The following is a 14,641-nucleotide window of genomic DNA, read 5'->3' on the forward strand; positions in this document are numbered from 1 at the left end:
TGAATGGGTCACAGTCTAGAGCGCTTCGTTGGATATAACCGTTCTACTGCTCAATTTCTTTCATCCGTATGTGTTTATTGTATTGATGCCTGTTCAGGCACGCAGGCCGATATGCGCTTGGTAAGCCATTGTTCGAAGGCCGTAACCAAGGGCGAACTTTCCTCAGGTAAGCCCAACAACACATAATCGTGTCCGGAAGGCACAAAACCGAACGGTGCTACCAAACGGCCACTTTGCAAATCGTCCATGACCAGTGGATACGGGCCAATCGCTGCGCCGAGCCCATCGGCTGCCGCCTGCAAACAAAAATAAAAATGCGCGTACGTTTGATTGTGCTGATGGCTTAATGGAGCATGATTCGCCATCGCCTGCCACTCTTGCCAAGCCTCCGGCCGGGTCTGACTGTGCAACATTTTAAGCGACGCAGATTCAGTACAAATCTGTTGCCAATACTCAGGGCTCATGACCGGCCCTACCCATTCTTCCACCAAAGTGGTTTTGGTGTAGTTTTCGGTCAGGGGAAAATCATCACGCCGGATCGCCAGAGACAAACCACTGCGACCGAGTAACACCGGGCCACCTGCTGTCGATAAACGAACATCGGCTCCCGACTGGGCATGAAACTCCCCCAATCGAGGCATCAGCCAACGCATGGTCAGTGTCGGCTCGCACGACACTTCCAGCGCTTGTGTTTGCAGCCGGGAAAGGTGTTCCACTCCTTGTTGCAAAGAACCAAACCCTTTATCGGTGTAATCACTCAGCGCCTTGCCCTGTGCAGTCAGTACCACATTGCGCCCCTGCTTGGTAAACAGAGGTTGTTTGAGATAGCTCTCCAACGTTTTTATCTGCTTGCTGACCGCGCCATGCGTCAGGTTGAGTTTCTCGGCCGCCTCACTGAACGTTTCAGATTGCGCCGCAACATGAAAAACATAAAACGCTTTCAGATGCCTCATATGTGAGTTTTCCTCACTTATCAATCGAATTCTTTTCGATTATAGACTCGCATTCGACGGCATACAATCATCGAGAAAATTTCATTCTTATCAAGGACAATCTGTGGAAGTTATCAGCTTAGCCATATTAGGCATACTCATTGTAATCAGCCCAGGGGCAGACTTCGTTTTGGTATTAAAAAATAGCCTCAATGCGGGCCGAAAGGCGGGGCTACTTACCGCGGCTGGTATCAGCCTAGCGATCACTATCCACATTTCGTATTCCTGGCTGGGAATCAGTTACCTGGTCTCACAGAATCAATGGTTGTTTATGGGGATAAAATACGCAGGGGCTGCGTATCTGATTTATCTTGGGATGAAAGGGATACTCAGCGCGTCAACCGATGCAGCCCTCTCCTATTCCGCGGAACAGCCACTTGCAGCGCACCGGTATCTGCTGCAGGGATTCCTATGCAATGCGCTGAATCCGAAAACAATGCTGTTTTTCCTCAGTATCTTCAGCCAGGTGATCTCGGCTGACGGCAGCACCGACATGGAAGCCCTGCTTTATGGCGTGTATATGATTGCGCTCCATGGCATCTGGTTTTCGCTGGTGGCCACATTGATTACCGCGCCTTTGTTGCAGAAACGTCTGCTGGGCATGAAGAAACGGCTTAACCAGGCCTGCGGCGCAGGATTGATGCTGTTTGGTGCAGCGTTAGCGGTTAAAGCGTAATCACCGGGAAACTTGTTGCGCGGTCCTTGCGGACCGCGTTTCTACCACATTACTGACGACCACTAGCAGCAAGGCGGTGCCCATCAACATAGCGGCTACCGGGAACAGTGGAGCATAAACGCCTTGCCAGTCAAAAAAGGCCGACATGGCACTGCCAGACAACGCCTGAATCAAAGCAAACATTGCTGTCGCCAAACCCCACATTTTCTTGTGGTGCAATACACCCACCAGCTCAGCCAGCCGCCCTGAAGTCAACGAGACGACACCAGGGATCATCGCCCCAACTAAAAACGAAGAGACCGCCAGCCCGGCTGGTGTGAGGATAAACACAGGTATCGCGACAGCCGATGTTTTGATGATAAAGGCACATACAATCGCACCTCGCCAGCCAACCATTCGCACCAGAAGATTGGCGATCAGCGGCCCGGACATGGTGCCAAAACCAAACATGCTCCAGTACCACAGCGCTTGTTTTGTCCCTTGATTCAATCCCACCGCGATATAATCGACCCAAAAGATGGTGTGAGGAATGAAACCCGCCGCATCGAATCCGTACGCCAGAATCACCAACCAAGCAGCAAGGCCAGGCTGAAACATATCTTCGTTTTGCGTATGTCGTGATGCCTCAGACCTTGTTGGCACGTATAAACGGCGTAATCCAACACCACACAATAAGGTGGAAAGCAGCGCCATCAGCCCCAACACCAACCAGGTTTGGGTTAAACCAACAGAGAGTAAAAACGGCATCACCACGGCGGAGATTACCACCCCAAGACCGATGCCCATAAAAATCATCGTGCCAATCGTATTGCGGTGGCGTTCAGGCGTATTGAGAAGCGCGAAGGAAGGGCCGACCACAATCAGCATGCCACCACCAATTCCGGAGAGACAACGCCATAATGCAAACCACCAAAAGGAAAATGGCGTAAAACACACCAGATACGCCAACCCCACAGCCAGTGCAGACACCAGCAAAACCCGAGCAGACCCAAAACGCTCCGAGACTTTGTGCGCCAGCAAGGCACCGATCAGATACCCCAGTAAGTTCGACGCGCCAAGGTAACCAGCCTCCACCGACGTAAACCAGTTTCCCTGAGCCAGAGCCGGAATTAATGGCGTGAACGCAAAACGGGAAAGTCCTATCCCCATCAGGGTTGCATTAACGCCAACAAGTAACGCGGCAGTGGTTTTGCTGATCGCCATCCTGGCTCCTTTTGTTTGCCGCTTCGACGGCGGGTTGTAGCACGAGTTATTCAACTACTTTGTCAGAAGCGGAACCAAAAAGCGAGCCATGAAATCACGCGGTATAGTGCTATACAAGTCCCTGACTCGCCGAGGTTTATACGTCGTAAATTTCTGATAAGGTGGCGTAACTGCGCAATTTCAATCAGGCAACGCGCAAACTCACTGATTATGATAACGCCAACTTCTGAACATTAAGACGAGATAACGATGAGTGTAATTCGCACCCGAGAACAACGTGTGCAACGTGTATGTGATTATATTGAGCGACATCTGGATGATGATCTTTCACTGGATATGCTCAGTGACATCGCGGTCTGCTCAAAGTACCACTTTCATCGCGTGTTTAAGGCGTCGATTGGTATCAGTACCATACAATATCTTCTGTTGGCCCGATTACGAAGAGCGTCATTTCGCTTGGCCTTCGAGCCGCAGAAAACGGTCACAGATATCGCACTTGAAGCTCGATTTGACAGCCCGGAAGCCTTTTCGCGGGCATTCAGTCGCACGCTTGGCCAAACACCGTCTCAGTTCAGAAGTCAGCCGGACTGGCCAACCTGGCACAGCCGACTGGAAATTCATCCGATAAAAACAGGAGACATGAACTTGGACGTCAGAATCATTGACTTTCCGCGCACTCAGATTGCGTTTATCACGCATCAAGGTGATCATCAGCGCGTGCTGGAGACCGCTTCTAAACTGATTGAGTGGCGCAAACAAACCGGTTTATCGCCGGTGAAAACCAGCCAAACGTTTGGCATTCCGTACAGCGATCCCAACGATACGCCCAAGGAGGCATTTCGTTTTGATATTGCAGGCAGTGTACTGCAAGATGTGCCCGAGAATGAATTTGGTGTCGAAAATGGCGTGATTCCTCCGGGACGTTGCGCGGTGATCCAACATAAAGGGAGCCACGACGGGATCAGCGATACGGTGTATCACCTGTATCGAAAATGGTTGCCGGACAGCGGCGAAGAGCTGAGAGATTTTCCATGCTTTTTCCACTATCTGAATTTAATCCATGAAGTGGACGAGTGTGATCTGATCACCGACATCTATCTGCCGATCAGATAAGGCTGTCCGCCCTATAACGTAAATTACGGTCTGGTGACTGCAGCGCCAGATCTTACCGCGTTCGACATCAGCGTTCAGCCAAAAGTCAACACATCACCGTCGCTGAGCGTGGTTAATTCCGGCCCTAACAAATGAATCGTTCCCGGTAGTTCAGGCGTGCGCTGGCCATCAAACTTCAGCGTCACGTGCCCCAGTTTGGCAAGGTTGTGATTGGCCACTTTGCCGACAGCCGTCACCACATATGCCCGTTCACCGATCAGTAACGTGGTGTCGTGATCTATCTGTCCGACCAACTCCGATCCTGAATGCACAAAACAATACTCCCGCACCTCTTGCGGCGCATTGCGTCCAAACAAAATCACCATATCATCTTGCAAAGCATCTCTGGCGCATTCTCCTACCGAGAGGATCGTCGTCTGATATTGCAACATATGCCCTCACTGATAAATGAAGAACGACACGAACCAGGCAATCAGCACCGTTGGCGCTCCCGTTAGAAACCGGGAGTACAACACTGAGGGCACCCCAACCTGCACAGTTTCTTGCTTTGCTTCTGCCAACCCCAGGCCGACTGGAATAAAATCGCATGCCGCCTGAGCATTGATAGCAAACAGAGCCGGCAAAGCAAGATGCGGGGGTATCGTACCCATACCAATTTGAGTGCCGATAAGAACGCCGATCACCTGAGCGATGACTGCGCCAGGTCCGAGAAACGGTGACAGCAAAGGGAACGAACAGATCAACGCAATCGTCAGTAGGCCTAGCGGGTTTCCGGCCAATGGCGATAACGCATTCGCAATCACATCGCCCAAACCGGACGCCAAGATCACACCAATCAGCATTGAGACGAACGCCATAAACGGCAGAATGGTTTTCAGTACTGTATCGATCGTTTCCCGACCGGCCTGATTCAACGTGGCCATAACGGATCCCATCCCGATACCGACGCGAGCCAGCAACCCATCCGTCTGTTGAGTCAGTTTTTTTGTGGTATCAATCGTATCACTTTGAGCCAGAGGTGCAGATTCGCGTTGGGGCACATCGCGTTGGTCGAGCAGAGAAAAGCAGCCACTGCGTACATCCGACACATAGATGTCGTCCTGAATGTATTGTGCCAACGGGCCACTTTGGCCAGTGGCGTGGATGTTCAGAGTCGGGATACGTTTTTTCGGATAGAGCCCACAACGCAACGTACCACCACAGTCAATCACCACACAGGCAATGTGCTCGTCGGGTACAAAACTGTCGAAACCATCCACCGCCTGCATCCCTGTCATGCTCACCATTTCATCAATGAACACCGGACGAGTGCCCGCAGTGATGTAGACGATCTTCTTCTCTGGCTCCACTGGAATAAACAACGGCCCGCCCCAGCCGCCCTGCCCGCGGATCACTTTTAACACCGTCATGCCTTCTCTCCGGCCGAATCCAGATCGACCTTGTCATTCAATGTCACCCCCTGCTGTCTGGCGACCCATTGCGTGGTGAGGTCAGTCACCCAACCACGCAAAAAATTTGTCACCAAACCAACCAATAAATAAGAAATGGCGAGTGGCCCGAGCGACAACCCCTGCTGAGTGATTCCGGCAGCGATCCCCAGATAGATGAAAAGCTCACCGGGGTTCACGTGGGGAAACAGACCATTCATGGTGTGACAACTGTAAGAAGCCGACGCGTAATAGGAGGGTTTGTATTTTTCGGGCAAAAAACGTCCGAGGCTGAGCACCATCGGATTGCAGAACACAAAGGTGCCAATCGTCGGTAACAACAGGTAGCGTGACACGGGATTGGAAGCGCTTTTCTGCGCCAGTGTTTCAATATGGTGTTGACCAATAAAACGAATGAGAGCGTTCATCGCAACCAACAGACAGATCAGCAATGGCAGCACTTGTGTCACCATACCAGTAAACACCTCACCACCCTTTTCAAACAGACCGATAAACCAGTCTGCTCCCTTCACGATCCAATTCATGCTTTCGGCTCTCAATTAACCCGGTGAATAGCCGAAGTGTTTCCCTTATTGACACATTGAAAAAGAGGCAAAACAAAAAAGCGTGATTTTAATCACCAAGAATTTTCATTCTAAAAGCATAAAATTGAAAGAGACAACAAAATGAAAAATAAAACGCAATAAAAAAGGAAGCCTTTGGGCTTCCCTGTCTTACGATTCTCTATCTACACTAGGCATCTACTGTGATCACCTGAATCCCTTTGCCTTCCAGATAGGCGGCATCTTCTGCCGAAATATGGCTGTCGGTAACCACGACGTCAATTTTCTCCAGCGGCACCACCACATTCGGGCTGCGGCGGCCAAACTTGCTGGAATCCGTCACCACAATAATCTGATTTGCAGCCTGGCACATCGCCTGACTAACCTGATACGCTTCGTTGTAAGTGGTGGTACCCTGAGCAAGGTCAAAGCCATCAGCACCAATAAACAACTTGTCGAACGAGAACTGCTTGAACGCTTGCTCCGCCAATGTTCCGTGGAACGAAGCTGACTTACGGCGATAAGTGCCCCCCGGCATCAGCACCGTGTGTTCTGCTTCTAAATTGGCGACGGCATTCACAATGTGAATGCTGTTGGTCATTAAGGTCAGTGCCATCACGCGCTCAAAATGCGGCACCATCTGTAATGTGGTGCTGCCACAATCAAGAATAATGGAATCACCGTCGTTCACCAATTGAGAAGCGGCTTTGGCAATCAGACACTTACGATCTAGGTTGACCGTTTGTTTCTCATCCATAGAACGGTCTTCACTGCTGACACCACTCGGTGAACACGCTTCTGCAGCGCCGTAACGGCGAATCACCAGCCCTTCTTCTTCCAGAGAACGTAAATCGCTTCGAATTGTGGCTCCTGAGGTTTCAAAGGTATCCGCCAGATTGTTGACTGACGTCTTACCATTGGCACGCAGATAATCCAGCAACTGCGCTCTTCTGTTATCTAAATTCATAGCATCGACTTAATAATTAAACTCATGACAGTCTATAACAGTTCTTTTTCAATTTAAAAGTTAATGAAAGATATTCTTTCACTATTGCTTAGAAATTGCGACGCTTAACGCTTCCTGAACATTCATGTCGAGCTGAGACAAAAGCGCTTGAGGCGGCGGAAATACCTGACCAATCAAAGACGACAGTGTTTTGGGTCTGGCGAACACCGAAATACCCTTCATGACTTTGGCATCCACGATACGGTGCACGCTGTCTTCAGCCAGGACCACGACCGTTCTGGGTTTCCAGCGGCTCTGAGTCCGGCCAATTTTAACCTGACCTTTGTGCGCCATCGCCTGAAGCATGCGATTGAATGCGCGGATTTGCAGGTAGCCAAATACAATCTGAATCGCCCATGCGCCGGCGGCAAAATAAATCAGTACCGTTGTTGAGTCCATCTTTCGTCTCTCTGTTAAAAAGGGGCAAGCCAGTGGCCTGCCCAAGATAAGTTGCCCTTATTCTCGGAGCATAGGGCTTAATCCACGGGGGTGGATTAGAACATCACCTGCCCGCCGGTAATATTGATCGACTGACCGGTGCAGTACGCCGCCTCGTCGCTGGCATAGAACTTCAGTACATTGAGGACATCCTGATATTCGCAACCAGCTTTTAGTGGTACTTTATCAATATAAATCTGCTCAACTTCCGATTCTGGCACACCCAGTTTTTGCGCGTATTGAGGCAGCAAAGACTGGAACATCGGACTCTTCAACAAGTTACCCAGCATCAGGGAATGCACCGTTATCTTATGCTCAGCAAGATCCAGCGCCAGTGACTGAGTCAGTCCGACACCACCAAACTTGGCGGCCGAATAACCACTGTTGTGCTTCGAGCCTACTTTACCTGATTTCGAGTTGATCTGGATAATGCGTCCGCCACGCTGCTCACGAATCATCACTTTGGCGGCTTCACGGGCGCAGAGGAAATATCCCGTCAGGTTGACATCAATGGACATCTGCCAGGCGTCCAGCGGGAAACGATCGATTTTGGCCGCCTGAGCGACGCCGGCACTGTAGACTAACAGATCAATCCGGCCAAAATAGTCATCCACCCTTTGAACCATGTTGACCACGCTCTGTTCTTTGGTCGCATCGACTTCCACACCGAAGGCCGTCTCCTGACCGTATTCGCGGTTGATACGTTCTGCAACCTGCTCGGCATTGCTGCCATTCAAATCCGCGACCGCGACACGATATCCTTCATCCGCCAGCCCAAGACTCAGGAATTCACCCAAAGTCTGACCACCACCGACAACTAACGCAACTTTACTCATAACTTACACCTTACTCTAAATGTGCTCTGCCACAGGCGCAGAGCACGAATACTCAATTCAAAAACACAATTTCATCGCCACAACGAACCTGTTGTGGACGGGCACCATTCACATGTAGGCACCCTGGGTACTCAGCCTCCGCCAACGCGTCAAACCGGATCGTGATATGGCCAAGCTCGGCGAGGTTTTGGTTAACCACCTCACCCACCGCGGTGATCGGATACTGCTGCTCCCCCAGCTTCAACACTCCGCCAGGCTTTATGTCGCCTTTCAGCGCGTCGTGGTTGTGAATGAAGCAGTATTCAGCCGCATCGACAGGCGCAACATTGCTGAAAATAATCATCATGTCGTCTTCCAACGCGCTGTTGGCAAACTCACCAATACTTTCGATCTTTACCTGATACAGTGGTGACATTGCATCTTCCTCCTATTGATAGATAAACATGGAGACAAACCAGGCCAGCAGCACGGTGGGTGCGCCGGTCAAAAAGCGCGAATACAACACCGATGGCACCCCAATCTCGACTGTTCTCGGCTTGGCTTCTGCCAGACCAAGACCAACTGGAATAAAGTCACACGCCGCTTGAGCATTGATGGCAAACAGGGCGGGCAGTGCCAGATGCGGCGGGATATTTCCCAGACCAATTTGCGTACCGACCAGCACCCCAATCACCTGCGCGATCACCGCGCCGGGGCCAAGAAACGGCGACAGCAGCGGGAACGAGCAGATCAATGCCAACGTCACCAGGCCAAAAGGATTCTGCGCCAGCGGCGTTAGTGCATTGGCGATCACATCCCCCAAGCCGGAGGCCATGATCACCCCAATCAACATGGAGACGAACGCCATGAACGGCAGGATGGTTTTTAACACCGTGTCAATGGTTTCACGCCCTGCCTGAAAGAACGTTGCCATGACCGATCCCATACCAATACCGATGCGGGCCAGCAGGCTGTCACTCTGTTGAGTGAGCTTTTTACTGGTGTCGTACTTACTCTCTTCCTGCGGTGCTGCGTCTCGAACGACGGGTTGAACGTTAACGCCGTCGCCATCGAGCAACTGGATATCGTTCTCCCGCACGCCAGATACGTAAATATCTTCTGTGATGTACTGCGCCAACGGCCCGCTTTTTCCTGTAGAGTGAATGTTCACGGTTGGGATGCGTTTTTTCGGATACAAACCGCAACGTAAAGTGCCGCCGCAGTCAATCACCGCCACGCCGACCTCTTCATCGGGAATGCTGGTTTTAAACCCATCCACCGCGTCGTAGCCAGTCAGCTCGGCGATACGGTCTACAATAGCGGGACGCGTTCCCCCGGTGATGTACACCACTTTCTTGTTGGCTTCGACGGGTAGCTCCAACGGGCCACCCCAACCACCATTGCCTTTTTGTATGCGTAATACCTGAGACATATTCCATTTCCTCTGTTAGCTGAAGTGAACCTGACGTTCCAACTGGACGCCTTGCTGACGCTCGACCATGGACGTCGTAAAATCGGTGATCCAGCCACGGAAGAAGTTAGTCACCATCCCCACCAGCAGATAGCTGACGGCCAAGGGACCAAGTGGCAAGCCCAAAGTTGTCAGACCGCTGGCAATACCGAGATACACGAACAGCTCACCCGGATTAATGTGCGGGAATAAACCGTTCATTGAGTGGCAGCTGTACGAGGCTGCCGCATAATAGGAAGGTTTGTAACGCTCCGGCAGGAAGCGACCGAGACTGAGCGTCATCGGGTTACAAAATATAAACGTGCCGATCACTGGCAAAACCAGGTAGCGGGAAACCGGATTTCCGGCACTGCGCTGCGCCAGCTTTTCAACCCGATCTTGGCCTATCAACCGGATAAGCGCATTCATCGCCACCAGCAATGCAATTAAGAGAGGCAGAATACCGGTCACCATACCTGTAAACACCTCTCCCCCTTTTTGGAACAGTCCGATAAACCATTCCGCTCCGTGAATTATCCATTCCATAATCAAACCTCGTTGTTGTTATTGGCTCTGTGTCAGAGCTCACTTTTATACTTTCACTTTAATTTTCACTTTAAAAGAAAAAGTTTTTACTTTGTTGATTAAAATCACACTATATAATTTTCAAAATAAAACAAATGAAAGGAGAATGCTGAATTTAAAAAGGAGCAAAAATGGTCATCACGGTCAATGACAACAGGAGGAAAAGTGCGATAGTGCCCATGTGGAATAGTTATAGGATACCCGACCGGACACAGGATTAAATTACTGTTTTTAATAACATTAATCCCAACATAAAACGAGTCGTCGTGATAGTCAGAGCCAGTCGTCTTGTCATTCGAGACCCGTTATCCAGACAGCATATGCCTGCTCTAAGTCACAGATGTAAGCCAAGTCACTACCTATCATTCATCACTTGGTGTAAAACTAATGGCATCATTTCTTTCAAATTAAAAGACACTCATCGAACTAACTGAGCATTGAGCTTTTGATATGAAAATTACATCGTGGCTTAGTCAACCGTATTGGCTAAGTCAAAGCGAGCGAACAACACCGGACATGATCATGGAAACACATCACTCAATTGAAGAAATCTGCCAGCTCGGTCGTGGCGTGATTGAACAGGAACTGGAGCAGGCGAAACGGCTGCTGAATACCTTGAACCAGTCGTTTGCTGATACCTGTCAGGCTATTTTGAATTGCAGCGGGAAAGTGATTGTGACGGGAATTGGCAAATCCGGGCATATTGGTAAGAAAATCGCGGCGACCCTGGCATCCACCGGATCCCCGGCTTTCTTCGTTCATCCGGCAGAAGCCTTACACGGTGACCTGGGCATGGCACGTCATGGTGATGTGGTTATCCTGATCTCCAATTCAGGCGAAGCGAATGAATTTAAACTGATGGTGCCACTGCTCAAGCGTCAGGAAATTACCACCATAGGGATGACCGCCAACCTCAACAGTTTTCTGGCCAAAGAGTGTAACCTGGCGCTAGATATCGCGGCAGAAAAAGAAGCGTGTCCACTTGGCTTGGCGCCCACTGCCAGTGCGGCAAATACCCTGTTACTTGGTGATGCGCTGGCGTTAACCGTGATGACACTTCGCAACTTTGATCACAATGATTTTGCGTTATCTCATCCTGCGGGCTCTTTGGGCAGCCGCTTGTTGACCAGTGTAGAGCAACTGCTGGATGCGCCGCACAAAAACGCCTTTTGCTCACCAGAATCCAGCCTGCAGGAAGCCGTGGGAGTGATGTGTCAAACCGGGTTTGGTTTAATCGCAGTGGTTGCAGATGGCAAGCTGCATGGGGTGTTTACCGACGGTGATTTGCGTCGCTCATTTGCCAAGGGCGTCGCACCGGATACCGCGATTAGTCACCTGATCAAACCGGGCGCCGTGACAACGTCCCATTCGGCGCTGTGCTTCGATGCACTAACGTTGATGCGCGAACGTGCGATTACCGCGTTGCCAGTGCTGGACGAGAACGACCATTTTGTGGGCGTCATCAACCAGCATACCATTCAAAAAGCGGGTATTTACTGAGCTGAGTTACTCAACTCAGAATCAAGACAGCGCGGCGATAGCGGCGCTGTCACTCAAACCCTTCTGCCAAATCAATCGCTTGCCTCGCTTCACTGAGGCTACAACCACACATATCCACCAACGCCAATGCCGAAATACCGGGGTGTTGCGCAATCACTTCGGCTGGCGTCGCTTTGGGCGCGGGCAACTGCTTTTCAATCGCAAGCTGAATCCAATAGTAATCGGCGCTGAGTTGCTGGTGTAACTGACGCAAGTTCTGCTCTTCTCCGCTCAGTAGCCAATGGCGTGAACGTCGAATACGTTTCAGACTGACGCCACACGCTTGTACCAGCGACAACACGTGCTGTTTGTCTGCCACACGGTGGACAAAACTATTGAGTTGAACGGATAACATGAGGAACAGAGTCAAAGGAAATGATTGGCAGATTATACAAAAACATCAGGTTCGGCCAAAGCGAACCTGATGTTGCAGTGGTTGTTACCAATAATTTTCGCTGGCGTATTGACCTGGTTTACGGCGCAGGTGCTTTTCTAAACCAAGTTGCTGCAGCACATCCTGCGTATCGTGAACCATATCCGGGTTACCACACAGATACACAAAGCTTTTGTCTGCCGACAACGTCGCGCCGGCCTGCTGCTGAATGGCACCGCTGCTCAGCAAATCAGGAATCCGGCCTCTGAGCGCATAAGGCACTGGCTCTCGGGATACAACCGGCACATACACTAAACGTCCCTGATAGTGCTCCTGCAGTTCTTCGATCTCTGCTCGGTAGACCAGATCTTCTTCATGACGCACGGCATGCACCAGCACCAGTTTATCCAGATGGCTGAGTGCATCAGGCTCACGCAAAATAGAGATAAACGGGCCAATCGCGGTACCAGTGGAAAGCATCCAAAGCTCTTTTGCTGGCTCAGGCAACTCGCCTACCGTCATAAAACCGGATACCGTCTGACCCACATAAACGGTATCGCCAGTGTTCAGTTGATGTAAACGTGGGGATAACTTACCGTGCTCAGCGGTAATGATCAGAAACTCCAGATGCGAGCCGGATGCCCGGTAGCTAGACACCATGGAGTACGCGCGCTTGTGCCACTGGTCTTCGTCTTCCTGCAACGCCAGTTTCGTAAACTGCCCGGCGTCATAGCGGCCGATATCAGCGTCCACCCACAAACTGAACTGATTTTTCGTCCAGTCTTTTCGTCGCACGACTGTGCCCGGGATTAGGTCACGAGGTACTTCTTTCATACAATCCTCCATCAAGGCAGATTTGAAATGCTGTTACTTCTAAGCCTAGGTGATATAAGCAAAACTGATCGGTTTTGCGTGTCATATTCCCCAGGTTCAGGACCCTGTCACCATCCTGTGCCTGTGACTAACTTACTCCTGAGGTGATAGAAAAATCAACACAACAACTGTAGGGACATCGCAATAAAAAAGCCCCGCAAGATGCGGGGCTTAGGTTCGATTCTCTGGCTTACATGCCCAGCCCTTCGGTTAAGGCTTTTATCTGCTGCAGATCCATCTGATGCACTTTGATCATTTGATCCAATTGACTCAGACGAGAGTTGGCTTCGTCTTGCTTATCACACGCATCGGATTTCGCATCCCATGAGCGCCCTTCCAGATAGACATCGCACTCTTTTTTCAACTTAGCAATTTTAGGGACCAGTTTTTCACGCTCAGATTGCAGTGCCGCCAGCTCTTGTTTAACCTTCACTTCACGCTGGAAAACTTCGCGTGAGCGCTCCAGCACTGTCGCCTGAATATCGGCCTGCGCATTCAGCTTCATGTTTTTGTCGTCCGCTTCTATCAGCAACTTGGCTTTTTCGCTGACCTGAGCTTTCAGTGTTTTATTGCTACTTTCGAGTTTACTGATTTGTGCTTTCAGTTGTTCTACCTCGGCCTGATGCACCTGGTCGCGCTCTGCAACCGCTGCGCTAATTTTCTCTTCCACTTCAGCGCTCAGTGCCGCCTGACGCTGCGCCGCTTGATCAACAGAGGCTTTTTTACTGTCTTCTACCTGCTGGTATTTCTCTTCCAACACCTGATAGTTGGCTTCCCATTGCTTCGCCGTGACGCTTGAGCCAATCAGACCACCCAGAGCCAGTCCCAGCACAGCGGCAATAGCAATATACAGATAAGTGCGCTTATCGCGCTCTTCAATCACTACTACATCTTCGTCGTGTTGATTTGTCTCATTACTATTATTCACTCGGTTACTCCGTTTGCTCGTCAGCGGGTTAGTTCAGCAACAATGATGGAAGCGGTATACACCAAAAAACCGGCGATCAGCGTGATCACGACACCTTTTCGTAATTTTTCGTTCGTCCGGTAGCGGATCAACAAAAATGCCATTACTACTAAAATTGCGATCGCCAAAAGTCTAGTCATAACAACTCCTTGTTCAGGGAAACGCTCCCCCATCATTCCTCTTGCAACCTTAACAAAATGAGAGAGTTAAGCATGCAAAGACACTACCATTTTATACCATTTCCGTGCGGATAAAGGTCAGAAAAAAGTAGTTTCGGCCTCACCACTGCTCAAATCATCGACAAACAGGATTTTTGTAGGTGACATCACAAAATCTTTTGGTTACTATCCGAAAGCAAATCATCTACCAATAGATGATTGTTCCGATGAAGACTGCAGGAGAGTGGTTTTTAACCAATATATAACATTTGGTTAAACTAACCCGCCGAAGAAGTAAATCTTTCAGGTGCTTTATTCTAACCCTGGTTAGAAAACCCTTACGGGAAAGCGAGGACTGTAGTTGGAGGAACCTCTGGAGAGAACCGTTCAATCGGTCGCCGAAGGAGCAAGCCGTGTGCAAACAGGGTGAAACTCTCAGGCAAAAGGACAGAGGAGTGGAAAG

Annotated in this window: 18 protein-coding genes and 1 riboswitch; of the genes, 3 read left to right on the forward strand and 15 right to left on the reverse strand. The window is 50.3% G+C overall.

The features are described from left to right. Positions 1 to 74: 74 nt before the first annotated feature. Complete coding sequence (locus VPR01S_RS01165) at positions 75 to 953, reverse strand: LysR family transcriptional regulator (protein ID WP_021703452.1); 879 nt, start codon at positions 951 to 953, stop codon at positions 75 to 77. A gap of 103 nt (positions 954 to 1,056) precedes the next feature. Here VPR01S_RS01165 and VPR01S_RS01170 point away from each other — a divergent pair, with 103 nt between their 5' ends. Beyond that, entirely contained in the window at positions 1,057 to 1,668 is a 612-nt protein-coding gene (locus VPR01S_RS01170; protein ID WP_021703453.1) for a LysE family translocator, read from the forward strand. Here the strand turns inward: VPR01S_RS01170 and VPR01S_RS01175 are convergent, their stop codons facing one another. Then, a complete protein-coding gene (locus tag VPR01S_RS01175) occupies positions 1,669 to 2,871 on the reverse strand; it encodes a YbfB/YjiJ family MFS transporter (protein WP_021703454.1) in 1,203 nt (400 codons plus the stop codon). A gap of 249 nt (positions 2,872 to 3,120) precedes the next feature. On the opposite strand from VPR01S_RS01175, the gene VPR01S_RS01180 reads away from it, so the two are divergent. After that, on the forward strand, positions 3,121 to 3,984 hold the full coding sequence (locus tag VPR01S_RS01180; protein ID WP_021703455.1) for an AraC family transcriptional regulator: 864 nt from the start codon (positions 3,121 to 3,123) through the stop codon (positions 3,982 to 3,984). A 74-nt stretch (positions 3,985 to 4,058) separates the two neighbouring features. Here the strand turns inward: VPR01S_RS01180 and VPR01S_RS01185 are convergent, their stop codons facing one another. From VPR01S_RS01185 to srlA (VPR01S_RS01225), 9 genes are all read right to left on the reverse strand, one after another. Further along, positions 4,059 to 4,415 carry a PTS glucitol/sorbitol transporter subunit IIA gene (locus VPR01S_RS01185; RefSeq protein WP_021703456.1) on the reverse strand — a complete coding sequence of 119 codons (357 nt, stop codon included), beginning with the start codon at positions 4,413 to 4,415 and terminating at the stop codon, positions 4,059 to 4,061. 6 nt (positions 4,416 to 4,421) lie between these two features. After that, positions 4,422 to 5,393, reverse strand: a complete 972-nt coding sequence (srlE, locus tag VPR01S_RS01190) for a PTS glucitol/sorbitol transporter subunit IIB (protein ID WP_021703457.1) — start codon at positions 5,391 to 5,393, stop codon at positions 4,422 to 4,424. Beyond that, positions 5,390 to 5,956 (reverse strand): PTS glucitol/sorbitol transporter subunit IIC, encoded by a 567-nt coding sequence (gene srlA / locus VPR01S_RS01195; RefSeq protein ID WP_021703458.1) that lies wholly within the window; start codon positions 5,954 to 5,956, stop codon positions 5,390 to 5,392. Before srlA (VPR01S_RS01195) ends, srlE (VPR01S_RS01190) begins: the two co-directional genes overlap by 4 nt. Before the next feature lie 208 nt (positions 5,957 to 6,164). Continuing rightward, entirely contained in the window at positions 6,165 to 6,941 is a 777-nt protein-coding gene (gene srlR, locus VPR01S_RS01200; RefSeq protein WP_021703459.1) for a glucitol operon DNA-binding transcriptional repressor SrlR, read from the reverse strand. 81 nt (positions 6,942 to 7,022) lie between these two features. Then, positions 7,023 to 7,379, reverse strand: coding sequence for a transcriptional regulator GutM (locus tag VPR01S_RS01205; RefSeq protein WP_021703460.1), 357 nt, complete (start codon positions 7,377 to 7,379; stop codon positions 7,023 to 7,025). A 95-nt stretch (positions 7,380 to 7,474) separates the two neighbouring features. Beyond that, positions 7,475 to 8,254, reverse strand: coding sequence for a sorbitol-6-phosphate dehydrogenase (gene srlD / locus VPR01S_RS01210; RefSeq protein ID WP_021703461.1), 780 nt, complete (start codon positions 8,252 to 8,254; stop codon positions 7,475 to 7,477). A 52-nt stretch (positions 8,255 to 8,306) separates the two neighbouring features. Beyond that, positions 8,307 to 8,669 carry a PTS glucitol/sorbitol transporter subunit IIA gene (locus VPR01S_RS01215; RefSeq protein ID WP_021703462.1) on the reverse strand — a complete coding sequence of 121 codons (363 nt, stop codon included), beginning with the start codon at positions 8,667 to 8,669 and terminating at the stop codon, positions 8,307 to 8,309. Positions 8,670 to 8,681: 12 nt separating this feature from the next. Beyond that, a complete protein-coding gene (gene srlE / locus VPR01S_RS01220) occupies positions 8,682 to 9,665 on the reverse strand; it encodes a PTS glucitol/sorbitol transporter subunit IIB (protein WP_021703463.1) in 984 nt (327 codons plus the stop codon). A gap of 15 nt (positions 9,666 to 9,680) precedes the next feature. Next, positions 9,681 to 10,229: a PTS glucitol/sorbitol transporter subunit IIC gene (gene srlA / locus VPR01S_RS01225; RefSeq protein WP_021703464.1), complete on the reverse strand. Its 549-nt coding sequence runs from the start codon at positions 10,227 to 10,229 to the stop codon at positions 9,681 to 9,683. Positions 10,230 to 10,790: 561 nt separating this feature from the next. Between srlA (VPR01S_RS01225) and VPR01S_RS01230 the strand changes: the two genes are divergently transcribed. Next, positions 10,791 to 11,768, forward strand: a complete 978-nt coding sequence (locus VPR01S_RS01230; RefSeq protein WP_021703465.1) for a KpsF/GutQ family sugar-phosphate isomerase — start codon at positions 10,791 to 10,793, stop codon at positions 11,766 to 11,768. 49 nt (positions 11,769 to 11,817) lie between these two features. On the opposite strand, the gene VPR01S_RS01235 is transcribed toward VPR01S_RS01230, so the two are convergent. From VPR01S_RS01235 to VPR01S_RS22825, 4 genes are all read right to left on the reverse strand, one after another. Continuing rightward, entirely contained in the window at positions 11,818 to 12,162 is a 345-nt protein-coding gene (locus tag VPR01S_RS01235; RefSeq protein ID WP_021703466.1) for a ribosome recycling factor family protein, read from the reverse strand. Positions 12,163 to 12,246: 84 nt separating this feature from the next. Beyond that, positions 12,247 to 13,014, reverse strand: coding sequence for a ferredoxin--NADP reductase (locus tag VPR01S_RS01240; protein ID WP_021703467.1), 768 nt, complete (start codon positions 13,012 to 13,014; stop codon positions 12,247 to 12,249). A 229-nt stretch (positions 13,015 to 13,243) separates the two neighbouring features. Beyond that, positions 13,244 to 13,981: a hypothetical protein gene (locus tag VPR01S_RS01245; protein ID WP_021703468.1), complete on the reverse strand. Its 738-nt coding sequence runs from the start codon at positions 13,979 to 13,981 to the stop codon at positions 13,244 to 13,246. A gap of 20 nt (positions 13,982 to 14,001) precedes the next feature. Further along, positions 14,002 to 14,160 carry a hypothetical protein gene (locus VPR01S_RS22825; protein WP_021703469.1) on the reverse strand — a complete coding sequence of 53 codons (159 nt, stop codon included), beginning with the start codon at positions 14,158 to 14,160 and terminating at the stop codon, positions 14,002 to 14,004. Positions 14,161 to 14,541: 381 nt separating this feature from the next. Next, positions 14,542 to 14,639, forward strand: a riboswitch (glycine riboswitch). Positions 14,640 to 14,641: the final 2 nt, after the last annotated feature.

It is taken from the genome of Vibrio proteolyticus NBRC 13287 (assembly GCF_000467125.1).
Taxonomy (GTDB): domain Bacteria; phylum Pseudomonadota; class Gammaproteobacteria; order Enterobacterales; family Vibrionaceae; genus Vibrio; species Vibrio proteolyticus.

What these genes read in the sequence shown, in the direction of transcription:
- VPR01S_RS01165 (WP_021703452.1), bottom strand. Translation starts at nt 953, where the DNA reads ATGAGGCATCTGAAAGCGTTTTATGTTTTTCATGTTGCGGCGCAATCT.
- VPR01S_RS01175 (WP_021703454.1), bottom strand. Translation starts at nt 2,871, where the DNA reads ATGGCGATCAGCAAAACCACTGCCGCGTTACTTGTTGGCGTTAATGCA.
- VPR01S_RS01180 (WP_021703455.1), top strand. Translation starts at nt 3,121, where the DNA reads ATGAGTGTAATTCGCACCCGAGAACAACGTGTGCAACGTGTATGTGAT.
- VPR01S_RS01185 (WP_021703456.1), bottom strand. Translation starts at nt 4,415, where the DNA reads ATGTTGCAATATCAGACGACGATCCTCTCGGTAGGAGAATGCGCCAGA.
- srlE (WP_021703457.1), bottom strand. Translation starts at nt 5,393, where the DNA reads ATGACGGTGTTAAAAGTGATCCGCGGGCAGGGCGGCTGGGGCGGGCCG.
- srlA (WP_021703458.1), bottom strand. Translation starts at nt 5,956, where the DNA reads ATGAATTGGATCGTGAAGGGAGCAGACTGGTTTATCGGTCTGTTTGAA.
- srlR (WP_021703459.1), bottom strand. Translation starts at nt 6,941, where the DNA reads ATGAATTTAGATAACAGAAGAGCGCAGTTGCTGGATTATCTGCGTGCC.
- VPR01S_RS01205 (WP_021703460.1), bottom strand. Translation starts at nt 7,379, where the DNA reads ATGGACTCAACAACGGTACTGATTTATTTTGCCGCCGGCGCATGGGCG.
- srlD (WP_021703461.1), bottom strand. Translation starts at nt 8,254, where the DNA reads ATGAGTAAAGTTGCGTTAGTTGTCGGTGGTGGTCAGACTTTGGGTGAA.
- VPR01S_RS01215 (WP_021703462.1), bottom strand. Translation starts at nt 8,669, where the DNA reads ATGTCACCACTGTATCAGGTAAAGATCGAAAGTATTGGTGAGTTTGCC.
- srlE (WP_021703463.1), bottom strand. Translation starts at nt 9,665, where the DNA reads ATGTCTCAGGTATTACGCATACAAAAAGGCAATGGTGGTTGGGGTGGC.
- srlA (WP_021703464.1), bottom strand. Translation starts at nt 10,229, where the DNA reads ATGGAATGGATAATTCACGGAGCGGAATGGTTTATCGGACTGTTCCAA.
- VPR01S_RS01230 (WP_021703465.1), top strand. Translation starts at nt 10,791, where the DNA reads ATGGAAACACATCACTCAATTGAAGAAATCTGCCAGCTCGGTCGTGGC.
- VPR01S_RS01235 (WP_021703466.1), bottom strand. Translation starts at nt 12,162, where the DNA reads ATGTTATCCGTTCAACTCAATAGTTTTGTCCACCGTGTGGCAGACAAA.
- VPR01S_RS01240 (WP_021703467.1), bottom strand. Translation starts at nt 13,014, where the DNA reads ATGAAAGAAGTACCTCGTGACCTAATCCCGGGCACAGTCGTGCGACGA.
- VPR01S_RS22825 (WP_021703469.1), bottom strand. Translation starts at nt 14,160, where the DNA reads ATGACTAGACTTTTGGCGATCGCAATTTTAGTAGTAATGGCATTTTTG.